The sequence below is a fragment of the Bacillus sp. JJ1533 genome, assembly GCF_036965045.1.
In the GTDB taxonomy this organism is placed as follows: domain Bacteria; phylum Bacillota; class Bacilli; order Bacillales; family Bacillaceae_L; genus Ferdinandcohnia.
In genome coordinates this window covers 282,936-298,288 of sequence record NZ_JBALOV010000025.1, presented here as the reverse complement: position 1 = coordinate 298,288, position 15,353 = coordinate 282,936, and the positions used below count along the sequence as shown (strand labels likewise).

At 43.6% G+C, this 15,353-nt stretch carries 8 protein-coding genes; all 8 read left to right on the top strand.

What is annotated here, in order from left to right; genetic code table 11:
• Positions 1-230: 230 nt before the first annotated feature.
• The 8 genes from V7138_RS13285 to nagA all read left to right on the top strand — a co-directional run bounded on the left by V7138_RS13285 (position 231) and on the right by nagA (position 15,322).
• Entirely contained in the window at positions 231-2,741 is a 2,511-nt protein-coding gene (locus V7138_RS13285; protein ID WP_335398068.1) for a glycoside hydrolase family 2 protein, read from the top strand.
• 21 nt (positions 2,742-2,762) lie between these two features.
• Entirely contained in the window at positions 2,763-5,915 is a 3,153-nt protein-coding gene (locus tag V7138_RS13280; protein WP_335398066.1) for an alpha-mannosidase, read from the top strand.
• 103 nt (positions 5,916-6,018) lie between these two features.
• Complete coding sequence (locus V7138_RS13275) at positions 6,019-7,116, top strand: Gfo/Idh/MocA family protein (protein WP_335398065.1); 1,098 nt, start codon at positions 6,019-6,021, stop codon at positions 7,114-7,116.
• The gene (locus V7138_RS13270; RefSeq protein WP_335398063.1) at positions 7,109-7,867 is read left to right on the top strand and encodes a sugar phosphate isomerase/epimerase family protein; all 759 of its coding nucleotides are present in this window, start codon (positions 7,109-7,111) and stop codon (positions 7,865-7,867) included. The genes V7138_RS13275 and V7138_RS13270 overlap by 8 nt, the downstream gene beginning before the upstream one ends.
• Positions 7,868-7,916: 49 nt before the next feature.
• Positions 7,917-9,386 carry an alpha-glucosidase/alpha-galactosidase gene (locus tag V7138_RS13265; RefSeq protein ID WP_335398061.1) on the top strand — a complete coding sequence of 490 codons (1,470 nt, stop codon included), beginning with the start codon at positions 7,917-7,919 and terminating at the stop codon, positions 9,384-9,386.
• Positions 9,387-9,475: 89 nt separating this feature from the next.
• Positions 9,476-12,982 (top strand): glycosyl hydrolase-related protein, encoded by a 3,507-nt coding sequence (locus V7138_RS13260; RefSeq protein WP_335398059.1) that lies wholly within the window; start codon positions 9,476-9,478, stop codon positions 12,980-12,982.
• A 98-nt stretch (positions 12,983-13,080) separates the two neighbouring features.
• A complete protein-coding gene (locus tag V7138_RS13255) occupies positions 13,081-14,121 on the top strand; it encodes a family 43 glycosylhydrolase (protein WP_335398057.1) in 1,041 nt (346 codons plus the stop codon).
• Between the two features lie 52 nt (positions 14,122-14,173).
• Entirely contained in the window at positions 14,174-15,322 is a 1,149-nt protein-coding gene (gene nagA / locus V7138_RS13250; RefSeq protein WP_335398055.1) for an N-acetylglucosamine-6-phosphate deacetylase, read from the top strand.
• Positions 15,323-15,353 lie beyond the last annotated feature (31 nt).

Here is a 15,353-nt window from a genome sequence, read left to right as displayed (position 1 = left end):
AAAAACCAGCCAGAGAAGCAAATTCATGGAAACCGACGCAAAAAAACCAGCCATAGAAGCAAATCCGCGGAAACCGACGCAAAAATCCATCCGGAGATGCAAATCCATGTGAGATATCCGCAAACTTCCGGAAATATCTGAAGTGTATGAAATAAAAATGTCCAGGAGGAAAGCAAGTGGAGATTAACCTTTCGAAACAAACTTGGTTTCTTAAAGGGTATTGGCCCTGGGTGCCTCTAAAAGACAAAAGCATGGAAACGGGTGAACAGCTTGTTGGTACAACGGATTGGATTCCCGCCACCGTACCGGGCGGTGTTCATTACGATTTATACCGTGCAGGCCTGATTGACCATCCGTACTATGAAATGAACAGTTTAACATGCGAATGGATTGAAAACCGCTGGTGGGTATACAAAACCACCTTTATGAAGCCTGAGGAATTAGGAGAGAAATATGAGCTTATTTTTAAAGGCGTGGATTATGAGGCCATTTTTTATTTGAATGGTCAATTTCTTGGTGAGCATAAAGGCATGTATCATCCCGCGAAATTCGATGTGACAAGCCAAATCACCGAAAATGAGACATTTGAACTGGTGGTTGTTTTTAAGCATCCGCCTGATGAAATGGGACAAATCGGCAAGACTTCGGCAACCTTCACTCAAAAAAGCCGATTTAATTATAAGTGGGATTTTTCTACCCGATTGGTCAATATCGGGTTTTGGGATGAGATTATCTTAAAAGTTCATCAGCAGGCATCGATCGCTGAGGCGGCTCTTTATACAGATGTACAGGACGGAGCCGGGGTGATTGATTTGACCATACATATTGATCACAACGAAACGGCTCCAAACAAGCCACTCCTTTTGGAAACGACTTGCTATCGTCCGAACGGCGAATGCGTTTATCACAACGAAATAGCCGTACAGCCAGAGGAAGTGGAGAAGCACAATGTCTTTCAGATAGAGAAGCCAGAATTATGGTATCCAAACGGATATGGCGGGCAGCCTCTTTATCGTATTTCGCTTGTTCTGAGGGATGGAGAGCGAATCCTTGACCATAAACAGTATAAGACCGGCATCCGCAAGCTGGAGTACATCCAGAACGATGACAGCCCGGAGGAAGCACTTCCATATACAGTAGCCATTAATGGGAAGAAAATCTATCTTAAAGGCTTTAATATGACACCGCTTGACCATTTATATGGGAACGTAACCCGCGAGCATTATCAATATTTGTTAAAAAAGATTGTTCGTGCAAATGGAAATATGGTCCGTGTTTGGGGCGGCGGCATCATTGAAAAGGAAATATTCTACGAATTATGTGACCAATACGGGATTTTGGTCTGGCAGGAATTTATACAGTCCAGCTCCGGCATTGACAATATTCCATCTAAAAAGCCTGAATTTTTGAAATTACTTACCGAGACTGCGACAGCTGCGTTAAAGGAAAAAAGGAACCATGTGTCATTGACCATTTGGAGTGGCGGAAATGAATTAATGGATGAAGACTTTAAACCTTCTACCTATGAAGATGAAAATCTTGCGCAATTAAAGAAATTGGTAGAACGCTACGATCACAACAGGCTATTCCTGCCTACTTCTGCATCGGGCCCGGTTGAATTTGTTACAGAGAAAAAGGGAGTCAGCCATGATGTTCATGGGAATTGGCGATATGGAGGCAATCCGTACCATTACCAGTTGTATGCAGCGTCAGATTCATTGTTTCATAGTGAATTTGGTATGGATGGAGTCAGCCAGTTTAAAAGCTTGCGGAAATTTCTTGGTGAACGACATCTGAAGCCGACCAAAATGTCTGATCATATGGTTTGGCGCCACCATGGTGAATGGTGGGGCACCTTAATCAGGGATCAGGAATTGTTTGGTCCGATAGAAGATATCTCTACCTTTGTAGATTGTAGTCAATGGATACAGGCGGAAGGGCTTCGATATATTATTGAGGCCAACCGGAGAAGAGAATTCCAGAATAGCGGCAGTTTGATTTGGCAGTTGAACGAACCATGGCCGAATGCTTCCTGTACGAATCTCGTTGATTATTACGGCGAGGAGAAAATGGCTTATCATTGGGCGCGCAAGGCCTTTGCTAAACTCCATGTCTCATTAGATTATCGAAAATTAGACTATAAGGTTGGCAGTTTGTTTCAAGCTCCGGTTTTTGTCCATGGGAACGGGGATGAGGTCGAAACGGTGGTCAGGGTGCAAGTATTAACAGTAAAAGGCAGTATTCTTTTGGAAAAAACAAATAAGGTTCAAGTCAAGCCATACAAGGCATCGAGCATTGACTTTGAATTCCCAGTTACAAAAGAATATGGGCCAATGTTTTTCGTCCGCTTGCAGCTGCTTGATGATGATCAAGTTTTTCAAGAGAACCTTTATACGTTTTCAACAAAAGCGGAAGCAGTTTATTCAACGGCCCTTGAACTTCCGCAGGCAAGGCTGAAGGTGGTGGAAAAATCACCATGGGTTCAAACAGACGAAGGTCTCACTAGTACCTGCCTTGTTGAAAATGATGGGGAGGATGTCTGCCTCCATGTGTATCCGGAGGAAACCACCAATTCCTTTTGGATGGAAAGCGATGACAGCTATATTACTTTGTTTCCTGGAGAATCAAAGCGCTTTACCATTCTCTGTCTTCCGAAGAAAGCCGGGGGATTTCTGGTGGATGATCAGCCACAAGGCGAAGAGCCGGTCATTGAGTTCCGAACATTTGCCCGAACATATTAAAAATTGAGGTGACAAGTGACAATGAATATGTACTTTACCGTCGAAAAAATCGAGAAATATCTATCAGAATTAAAAGGGTTTATTTATAAACAAACACAGGAAATCCCATTGTTTAAATACAAGGAATGGGCATTTGGCGATGAGGATAAAGAGGCATACAAGCCTGATTTCGATGACCATGATTGGAAGGACTTCCAAGTCGGCGACTTTTGGGGAGGCTATGATAAATCTGCCTGGTTCCGCACGACAGTGACAATCCCAGAGCAATGGAAAAAGGAACGGGTAGTATTGTATTTTCTTGTGGGCCCTCGTGATGGCGGCGACTCTACAGCTGAAACGCTTTTATACGTAAATGGGGCACCGCTTCAGGGGATTGATATCTGGCATGAAGAAGCATGGATTCCACAAGAGCTAGTGGAGAAAGGTGAACTTCAGATTGCTTTAAAAGCATGGAGCGGGGTGCTGAATCCACCTGACCGCCGCAGATTTAAAGCAGCTAAGCTTGCCGTTGTCAATGTTCCGACGGAAAAATATTTTTATTTGGCTGATACGTTGGTGAAAGCCGTTAAGGTCCTTGATGAAATGGACTTACGTAGAACGAAATTGCTTCAAGCACTTAATCAATCCCTTTTAACGATTGACTTCTTAAAGCCTGGTTCGGAAATGTTCTATCAATCCGTTCTGGAAGCGTATCAATTTTTAGCTGATGAAGTAGAAAAAATGGGCGAAATCGATGAATTAAAGCCAAAGGTAAAGGTACTGGGACATTCCCATATCGATATGGCTTGGTTATGGCGCTTGGTTCATACACGTGAAAAAGCATCACGAACATTTTCAACGGTGCTTCATTTAATGAAGCAGTATCCTGAATACCGCTTTATCCATACATCTCCGCAGCTGTATAAATATATCCAGGAAGACTATCCGGAAATCTATCAGCAAATAAAGGAAAAGGTTGCTTCCGGAGAATGGGAAATCACCGGCGGCATGTGGATTGAGCCGGATACAAATATTCCAAATGGAGAGTCGCTTATCCGTCAACTCCTATTCGGAAAACGATTTATGAAAGATGAGTTTGGGGTTGATACAAAAGTTGTTTGGCTTCCAGATGTGTTCGGTTATTCTTGGGCACTTCCGCAAATTATGAAAAAGAGCGGGATCGAAACCTTTATGACAACAAAAATTAGCTGGAGCCAATATAATCGCTTCCCGTATGACACATTCGAGTGGCGAGGAATTGATGGTACTCACATGTTAACCCATTTTATCACGACACCGGAAGATGATTCTCCATTCTACACCTATAACGGAATGGTTGAACCTTCGAGTGTAAAAGGTATTTGGGATGCCTACCAGCAAAAGGACGTCAATGATGAGTTGCTTCTTGCCTTCGGTTGGGGTGACGGGGGCGGAGGTCCGACAAAGGAAATGATCGAAGCAGCCCGTGCGATGAAAAATCTCCCTGGATTGCCGCAAGTAGAAATGCAAAAGGCTGAAGATTACTTTGAAAAATTGCGCAGCACCGTAGAAGACAAGAAGCTGCCTGTTTGGGACGGAGAGTTGTACCTTGAATATCATCGCGGTACATATACCTCTCAAGCGGCCCTCAAGAGAGGTAACCGGAAGGCGGAAATTGCGTTCCATAATGCAGAATGGATGAATACATTAGCCAAAGAATTCTCGAAAGGGTATCAATACCCGCATGACCAATTAAATGAAGGCTGGGAACTGCTTCTGCTTAACCAGTTCCATGATATCCTGCCGGGTTCATCCATCCGCCAGGTAAACGAAGATGCGCGTAACGATTATGAAAATATCCAAAGATTGGCTGAAGGAATACTTGAAGAAGCCAAAGGCAGCATCACCAGCCAGATCAAACAGGATAAAGATGGAGTTGTAGTGTTTAACTCTCTCTCTCATTCACGAGCAGGTCTGATTGAACTGCCGGTAACGGATAAAGTAAAAGGAAATGTCGCGTTGGTAGATGAAGAAGGCAAGGCTCTTCCGGTTCAGGTCATGAAAGAGGGAGATGCGGAAAAAGTGCTGCTGGTTACTGACGAAATACCAGGGCTTGGTTATAAAACCTTCACTTTCGTACCTGCGGAGGAAGCTTCATCAACAATGGTCGTCAAAACGGATTATCTTGAGAACGAGTATTATCAAATCCGCTTGAATGAAAAAGGGCAAATGACTTCCCTTTTTGATAAGAGGTACCAGCGCGAAGTTCTTGCTGATGGCGAAAGAGGCAATGTGTTCCAAACGTTTGAAGATAAGCCAATGAAGTTTGATGCATGGGATATCGATCTTTATTATCAAGAAAAAATGCGAGAGATTGATTCTTTAACCCATATTGAGGTTGTCGAAGAAGGTCCGATTCGCGGGACATTAAAATTGACATGGCAATTCTTTGATTCAACGATTACCCAGTACATGTCAATTTACAAAGACTCTCCAAAAATCGATTTCAAAAATGAAGTCGAGTGGCAGGAGAAACAAACATTATTAAAGGTAGCCTTCCCAGTTAATGTTCGTTCAACGAAAGCAACCTATGATATTCAATTCGGTAATATTGAGCGTCCAACGCATTCAAACACAAGCTGGGATACTGCTCAATTTGAGGTAGTTGGCCATAAATGGGTAGACCTTTCTGAGGGGAACTACGGTGTCAGCCTGATGAATGATAGTAAGTATGGACATGATGTGAAAGAACATGTAATGCGACTAACTCTCATTAAGTCTGCCGTCCGTCCAGACGAAACAGCGGACCAAGGTTTCCATCAATTTACGTATAGCTTGTTGCCGCATGCGGGTGATTGGCGTGAAGGTAATGTTGTCAAAGAGGCGTATGAGATGAATGTGCCGCTGTTAGCTAGCCTGCTGGAAGCGAACCCTGCTGGAAATCTGCCTGGAAGATATGAGTTTGCTGCTGTCGATAGTGACAATGTGGTTCTTGAAACAGTGAAGAAGGCAGAAGATGATGAGGCAGTCATTGTCCGTTTCTATGAATATAAACAGTATCGAAATGATGCGAATGTGACATTTGCTCAGCCAATCAAGAAAGCAGTGGAATGTAACTTGATGGAAGAAGAGATAAACAAGGCTGTCCATCATGGGCAAACCCTCCACTTCTCAGTCACACCATATGAAATTAAGACATTTAAGCTCTGGTTTTAATTTTTAAATAAGCCAGCACTATAGGTTCAACTTATGGTGCTGGCTATTCAAGCTATTCCTAGACATACAAATCAGGAAAATCGCGTAGAAAGTGGTGAAAAACATGGGAAAAATAGTAAGGGTAGGTATTATAGGAACAGGTGGTATTGCAAGGGACGTACATGTTCCAAACTATTTAAAATGTGGAGAACAGGTTGAGATTGTGGCCGTAAGTGATGTCGTAAAAGAAAAAGCTGAGAAACTAGCAGAGGATTTCAACATACCGAACGTTTTTTCAAGTTATGAAGAAATGCTTCAAAAAGTCCAATTAGATGCAGTGAGTATTTGTACCCCAAATAAATTCCATCATCCTGCTGCAATTGCTGCACTACAAGCTGGCTGCCATGTCTTATGTGAAAAACCGCCAGCTATTACAGCTAAGGAAGCAGAGGAAATGGCTTCTGCTGCGTCAAAGGCCGGGAAGATTCTAACATACGGATTTCATTTCCGCTATGCCCCACAAGTCGAAATGTTAAAGAAATTTATTGATGGTGGAGAACTTGGAGACATTTATGCTGCCCGTGTCACAGCGATGCGTCGTCGGGGTATTCCCGGATGGGGAGTTTTTACCAATAAGGAGCTCCAAGGTGGAGGGCCATTAATTGATATAGGGGTCCATATGCTGGATACTGCTTTATATTTAATGGGCTACCCTGAACCCGACACTGTCTTGGGTGTAACTTACCAAAAGCTAGGGAACCGAAAAGGCGTGGGGCTAATGGGTTCATGGGATTGGGAAAACTTCTCGATTGAAGACATGGCACGTGGAATGATCACTTTCAAAAATGGTGCGTCTATTCTTTTGGAAACGGCCTTTGCTGCAAATGTCGAGAAAATAGATGAAATGAGTGTAACCTTAATGGGTGACCAAGGTGGAGCTGATGTCTTCCCGTTAAAGATCTACCAAGAAAAGTATGATTCCTTAATTGACATTACACCAGCACATTTACCGAAAAGAAATTACCATGAACAAGAGATTAGAAGATTTGTAGATGGCTGTTTAAATGGTACACCTCCGTTAAGTACCGCTGAACAAGGAGTCTATCTCCAACAAATTATTAATGGCTTATATATGTCTGCCGCCAAGGGAGAAGCGGTGAAAATTGGCGAGATTGCACACACACACCTCACCCAAAAGGAAGGAGAAGGTTTTGATGAGTAAAATTGGGATTCAATTATATTCAGTATGGAAAGCAGCAGAGGAGGATTTTTTAGGAACGATTCAAAAAGTCGCCAGTCTTGGGTATGAAGGCATTCAATTTGCAGGGTTCTACAATACTCCAGCAGAAACAGTGAAACGATTGTTAGCAGAGAAGGAAATGGTAGTTGCCGGTGCGCATGTGGGAATCGATCAACTTTTACATGATGAATTAGAGAAAACGTTTGAATACCATCAGACGCTTGGAAATGACCTCATTATTTGCCCGTCGCTTCCAAGAGAGATGAGGCAGACAGCTGATGATTATAAGAAAACGGCGGAAACGCTGAATCAAATTGGTGAAGCTTGTAAAAAGGCCGGATTTATGTTTGGGTATCATAATCATGACTTTGAATTTACAACCTTTGGTAATGAGACAGGTTTTGAACTGCTATTTAACGAAACAGATCCACAATTCGTAAAAATGGAGCTGGATTGCTATTGGGCAAGCTTTGCTGGACAAAATCCATTAGAAATCATCAAAACGTATAAAGATCGAGTTGTTTCATTGCATATGAAAGATATGAAAATGGTAAACGGTAAAAAAATGGGGACTGAAATTGGAAAAGGTCAGCTGGACTTCGACTCCCTCATTAAGGCGGGAAAAGAGTATGGTATTGAATGGTTCACCGTTGAACAGGAGGAATTTGAAGGGGATCCTTTTGAAAGTCTCGCCTTTAATGTAAATGCTCTTAAACAATTAATCTCAGAATGAAATAGCTGATGCGTGTTCCTATTTTTAATGGATTTGGAGGTCCTATCCAATGTTGAAAATTGCCATGATTGGTGCAGGAAGTATTGGTTTTACCCGAAGATTAATGATGGATATTTTGTCTGTAAAGGAATTTCAAGATACGGAGTTTCGGTTTATGGATATCAGTGAAGAAAACCTTGAAATGGTGGCGAATCTTTGCCGAAAGATGATTGACGACAATCAATTGCCAGCTACCATACTTGCGACGACCAATCGGAAAGAAGCCCTGAAAGACGCGGATTATGTTTTTTGCATCGCTCGGGTTGGTGGGCTTGAGGCGTTCCGATATGATGTAGAGATTCCCCTGAAGTATGGTGTAGACCAATGTGTTGGGGATACGCTTGGACCAGGAGGAGTCTTTTTTGCATTACGTACGATTCCGGTATTATTGGATATTGCCAAGGATATGCGTGAAGTTTGTCCTGATGCTCTGCTACTAAACTATTCAAATCCAATGGCGATGAATACATGGGCCTTGAGGCGTGCTGGGGGAGTTAGGGTAATAGGTCTATGCCATGGAGTACAAGGTGGGCACCGGCAAATCGCAACTGCCCTTGGATTGCCTAAGGAAGAGGTGGATTTTGTTTGTGCAGGAATTAACCATCAAACTTGGTATATTGAGGTAAAACACAAAGGAAAAGATATGCTTCCGCATTTGCTTGAGGCATTTGAAAAACACCCTCGGCTATCCGTAACAGAACCATGCCGAATAGATGTCTTAAAGCGGTTTGGCTATTATTTGACGGAATCAAATGGACATTTAAGCGAGTATTTGCCTTGGTACCGAAAACGGAAAGATGAACTACATCGTTGGATTTATCCTCAAGACTGGATTGGCGGTGTAACAGCGGGCTATCTTGACCAATGTATTAAGAAGACAAGTGAATATCGGGAAATGTATCCAAAATGGTTAAATGGCGAGGCAGAATACATCGAATTGGGTAATCGATCGGAAGAACATGGTTCCTATATTATTGAAGCGCTTGAGACAGGAAGGCCTTATCGAGGACATTTTAATATTGAAAATAAAGGTCTTATTACAAACCTTCCTAATGGATCTACAATAGAAATTCCTTGCTATGTGGATCGTACTGGAATCCATCCTGCATTTATTGGCGATCTTCCAATGCAATGCGCAGCTACATGCAGAGCGAGTATTAGTGTTCAGGAAATGGCGGTAGAAGCAGCATTAACCGGTAACCGAGAACTTGTAAAACTTGCGATTCTCCATGATCCATTAACTGCTGCAGTATGTAACACGGAAGAAGTTTGGAGCATGGTTGATGAAATGTTCGAAGCCCTGGATCCTTGGCTCCCGCAATTCAATGGGGAAGGTCGAAAATGGAGTAATATCCCACAGCCAGGAGATGGCTTAACCCCTCCGCCGAAACAAGACGGAAACTGGTTACCACCAGCACTATTAAGGGAGATTCCAAGTGTTGAAGATGATCGATTACAGGTAGGTCATCATGATAATTAGTAATGTTTACTATGAATAGAGTGAAAGAATACGAGAACACCTCGTTTTGCTTTAAAAAGAATGAAGGCAGAAAATGGGAGTGTAGAAATATGGTTGAACATGTAGTATGGTCCATCGGTTCCCCTGATGGGAAGAGCAATCAATTAGTTGATAATTATAAGCAGCCTCATCTATTCGATCATCATGTATTTGATGTGAATAAGTCGGAAACACAGAAATGGCCACTTTTCCATCCAAGTGAAGCTGATCCGGATTCCGGTTATCAGCTCCATCCGTACACCATAAAATGTAACCTGGACGAGTTTTCGAATGAAGAGATGTATTTGTTCCGAATTCACTACCTTGTCATTGCCCCAAGACTTGCCTTCCTGGAAGTAAAGGTGAATGGAACAAGTGGAAATGTGTATTTTCGGCCAAAGCCTTCTGAATCAGGAAATATTGCCTTGCATTCTGGGCTCCATACGACCATTTACTCAGAGGGAGTGGCAGAACTACTTATACCTGGCGAGCTTCTTATCAATGGCGAAAACACATTCGAATTGATCAGCCGCGATGGCGGAGAATTTATTCACGTCAGCAATCCCGAGAAAATAAAGCGCCTTGACCGTATGGCAAATGGCGCAGGGTTTATCTATCAATCTATCACTTTTTCCAGACTTGAGCAGCACACCACAGAGCCAATCCATCGTTTAGAGCTTACACCTTCTGTCATGTACGAAGAAAAGGATGGTCAGCTTTATGAGTTATGCCATATGTATGTGGAACTGACAAAACCAATATCTGAAATGAAACTAAAGCTTATTTTGAGCGATGGAAATACAGAGGAATTGGTAGATTTGGATATTCCGAAGCTAGCTTTCGGACATTTCCATACTCGTTTTTATATAAAGGATGGAGAAAACCCGGTTAACTATTCTCTTTATCTGGGTGATCACCTCTATCAAATGGGTACATTGAAGCGCCGACGGAAATGGAAGGTCTATCTTTCTCCCCATTCCCACACGGATATTGGCTATACCCACCGACAGTGGGAAGTGGCTGAAAGGCTGTGCCGCAATATTGATACGGCATTGGATTGGCTGGAACGGGAGAAAGAGGAGAAGGCAGACATCCCGGCTTTTGCCTATCATCTTGATGCTTCATGGGTACTCGAAACCTACCTGGCTACCCGCAGTCAGGAGAGAATTCAGCAGTTGCTCAAGTTTTCTAAGGAAGGACGATTAGGGATTCCCCATTCCTATTTGGATTTATTGACACAATATGCCTCCTTGGAGGATTTAATTCGCAATGGCGAATATACAGAGGAGCTTTTACGGCCAGCGGGCCAAAGGGCCGTGTATACAGCAATTGTCGATGTTCCATCCTTGTCGAGTTCCCTCCCGGCGATTTACGAAGGTTCAGGTGTCAAATACCTGGTCCACGCCAATAATCAGGACCGAGGTCCATTCCGCTTAAATGGCGGACTGCATCGTGCATCTCCTTATTATTGGGAAGGTGTGAACGGGGGGAAGGTTCTAGTGTGGTTGTCGAAAATGTACTGCGAGCTTAGAAAAGTCTGCGGCAGCCCGCCTGTCAAGGCATCAGCCGAGCGGGGATTGGAAATGTGGCTTGATGAGTATGAACGGAAAGATTATGCACCTGATGCCGTGTTGCTTTACGGACAGGAAGCGGATAATACCGACCTTGATCCACAGCCGATTGAATTTACTAAGAATTGGAATCAAACCTATGCATACCCTCAATTAATCGCTTGTGATGTCACAGAGTTTTTTGAGTATGTGGAGTCAAATTTCGGTAATTATTTTCCAGTTGTAAAAGGGGACGGGGGAGCGTACTGGGAGGATGGAGTGGGTTCTACCATTGCTCCGGCGATTGAGATCAGGAAGGCGCAGGCGATGCTTCCAGCTGCAGAAAAGCTAGAGTCATTAGCAGCCATTCATAATGATGGATGGGAGTATCCAGAAAAACAGTTTGATTCCGCATGGAAGGCCAATCTGCAATTTGTCGAACATACTTGGGGAGCCTTTTTGAGTGCCACTGATCCGGATGCTCTCTTACAAAGGGATCAATGGGCCATTAAGGAGCATTTTGCAAAAGATGGCTATCAATGGGCGAGCCGACTGCTCCATACTGCAGCTGTACGTCATAGTTTGAACTGGAATAATACTGGCCGGGAGATTGTTGTTTATAATCCTCACAGCTGGACGGCAAGCAGTGAAGTCATTTTTGAAATCGCGAGAAATGAAATACCGGTCGATCCAATATCTGGTGAAGCCATTCCATCGCGGTGTGTCCAAACTACTGCCACACAAGCGATTGTTGCAGTATGGGTTGATTCTGTTCCGGGCTTAAGTTATCGGCGGATTTCGTTGAAAGAAATGGACGGAACAATCGAGGTCGGAACGGATAAAGAATACCAGAATGGAACCGCCGAAAGTGCTGCAGGGATAAAAGAAGAAGTTGTTGAACCGTGCGTCCTGGAAAACGATTATTACCGAGTCGTAATCGAAGCTTCCCGCGGCTATGTAACGAGTTTATTTGACAAGGAGCTTCAAAAGGAAATAATCGATTCCGATGATGAATGGGGATTTGGACAATTTCTCTATGCCAAAGGCGGGGAAGGAACGCGATTGGTCGGAAATCAAAGTGACATGCCAGAAGCAAATGCTGAAGTGCTGTCAGATTTCGAGCTAACGGAGAGCCGTGTCGAGTCCTTCATGTACGGTAAAAAGGTGACATTGAAAGGAATGGTCCCTTTCGGAGAATTGGAGATCGAATGGAAAATGGTTGATACAGAAAAGCGATTGGACGTTTGCTATCGCTATAACAAACAGGAGCGCCTGGAGAAAGAAGCGGTATATATCGCTTTTCCATTTCGGTTGAAGCAGGCAGAGGTAAGTTCCGATTCTCAGCTGGGATGGGTGAATTGGGATAAACATCAACTGCCGGGGGGATGCAAAGAGTGGCTCCCGTTGCAATCCTCCATTCTGATGGAAGGTAAGGATGCCGATATTGTCCTGGCTTCCCCTCACATCCCGTTATTCTGCATTGGAAACATCGTACAAGGAAAATGGCCCAAAACGCTTGACCTAACAGGAAGCCGTGTCTTTTCTTATGTGTTGAATAATTATTGGAATACCAACTATAAAGCCTCACAAGGAGGTCTAATCGAATATTCCTACAGTATTATGAGCCAGGAAAAAATATCGAAAGACAAGGCCTTTCGTTTTGGCTGGACGGCACGTCAGCCGCTATATGGACATCGCATCAGCTTCCAGGATTTTCGCAAGCCAAAAGCTCCTTACGATCAGCCTGTTGAAAGCAAGCTGGCTGAACTGGACGGGGAAGGTGTCATTTTAACTACTTTTAAAAAAGCGAAATGGTCTGAAGACTGGATCTTAAGATTTCAAGAAATTACAGGTGACAACCAGATTGTCCATTTTTCCATCCCAGGCAAGAAAATCATGAACGCTTGTCTAACGGATCTACTAGAAAAAGAGGTTGCCGTGTTACCCGTTCTCCCAGATGGGACACTGAATGTGGAAGTGCAGGCATGGGGATTGGCTACCGTTCGGGTTGAATTGGCAGATTTATAGAGAACTGTTTTTAGAAAAAGGTAGTTGGGTTCGGGGATTTGCTTTGGCAAGTCCCCGTCCTGGTACACTTTTCTAAAAATTGATAGGGGACAAGTAAAATGAAACGAATTTCAATCTTATTCATTATAGGAATGGTGATAATCATGAGTAGTTGTTCACAACAAAAAAGTGAAGAAAAAACCTATGAAAATCCTGTATTTGAGCCGGTTATTGCTGACCCATCCATCGTGAAGGGAGAGGATGGATATTTTTATGCATTTGGAACGGAAGATGACTGGGGTGATGAAAAAGGCGCTCGTTTGATACCGATTGTTCGTTCAAAGAATTTAACGGATTGGACCTATGTTGGGGAAGCCTTTCAGGAGAAACCGACATGGAAAGAGACAGGCTCTTTATGGGCACCAGATATAAGTTATTTTAATGGCAAGTATTATTTATACTATTCAATGTCTGTTTGGGGAGATGCCAACCCAGGGATAGGGGTGGCGATTTCCGACAATCCGGAAGGACCCTACCAAGATCAAGGGAAATTATTTGACAGCAAGGATATTGGTGTAGGAAATTCGATTGACCCCATGCTCTATGTGGATAAAGAGGGGACGCCTTATTTATTTTGGGGAAGCTTTCATGGCATTTTCGTGGTGGAGCTTGCCAAAGACGGGTTCCAAACGGTTGGAGATCCGATTCACATTGCTGGCAATGACTATGAAGCTGCCTATGTGATCAAGCGGAATGATTATTTTTATTTTTTTGGATCACGTGGTACATGCTGTGAAGGGGATAAGAGCGGTTATAATGTGGCAGTAGGCCGGTCAAAAAACCTTACTGGACCTTACGTCGACAAGGATGGAAAAGATTTAATCTTTGGAGGCGGAACGTTGATTTTAACGGGGCAATTTCCGAATGATGAAGGGCCAAAATTATTTGCCGGTCCCGGTCATAATTCCATTGTCACGGATGATCAAGGAACCGATTGGATCGTTTATCATGCCGTTGATAAAGACAAGCCCTTTTTAGCCAATGGAGCAACCCGACGATCACTGATGATTGACCCTCTTCAATGGGAAGATGAATGGCCAACGGTCGAAGGTCTTGTACCAAGTAACCAACCAAAACCTGTCCCGGTGTTCAATCAGTAAACTTTAATTATTTCAGAAAGTAATTATTTTTAACTAAAGGGAGGAAATCACCATGACTACAACTGTGATTCGCAATATCCGATTGGTGGAAAATCAGGAACTGAAATGGGGAAGCGTTTTAATTCGTGATGGCCAAATCTTAGAAGTAGGGGGAGAAAAAGCTCAATTTACCGCTGATGCAGAAATTGATGGCGGTGGACATTTGCTGATTCCTGGGATGATTGATGTCCATATTCACGGTGCAGACGGCTTTGATATGATGGATGGAATGGTTGAAAGTGTACAAGCCGTTTCAAAGGCCTGTGCCCGAACAGGTTGCACATCGTTTTTAGCAACTTCAGTTTCATCTACATTCGAGGATCTTCTCCAGATGATTGAAAATGTTTCGGAGGTTGAAGGCAACGAGCAAGGTGCCCAAATTGTCGGGATGCATATTGAAGGGCCTTATTTAAATGTGAAACGAAAAGGGATGCAAAATGAACGGTTTTTACGCCATCCCGATATTGAGGAAATGGAACGGATCCTCGGAAAATCAAACGGCTTAATTAAAATGGTGACGCTCGCACCTGAGTTGCCAGGCGGTCTTCAGTTGATTGAGTTTTTAAAGGAGAAGGGGATTATTGCTTCCATTGCCCATTCTGACGCCACCTATGAGGAGGCAAAACAGGCATTTGGCTGTGGTGCAAGTCATGTCACCCATTGCTTTAATGGAATGCGGCCGATTCACCATCGTGACCCCGGCATTGTCATTGCGGCATTTGAAGAAAGCCATGTCAGTGTCCAGGCCATCGTTGATTATGTGCATTTGCATCCGGCGATTGTCCGGCTCATGTACAGGGAAAAAGGAGCAAGTCAAATGGTGCTCATTACAGATGCCTTGCAGGCAATGGGAATGGGCGATGGCACCTACCTGTTTGGAGGCCATGAAGTGACAGTTCACAATGGAGTAGCAACTTTGGGGGACGGCACTCTCGCTTCAAGTACAGTAACGTTGAACGAGGCATTGGCAAAAACCGTAGAGGCAGGTATCCCTTTAAGTGACGCAATTAGGATGGCAACCGAAACGCCAGCAGATATTCTCGGATTACCACGAAAAGGGCGTATCCAAGCAGGTGCTGATGCCGATTTAGTGCTCTTGAACAACGACTTTGACGTCTTATGGACGCTTGTAAATGGAGAAATGGTTTACCAGAAAATATAGGATTTGTGACTCCCCACATATGTTGGGGAGT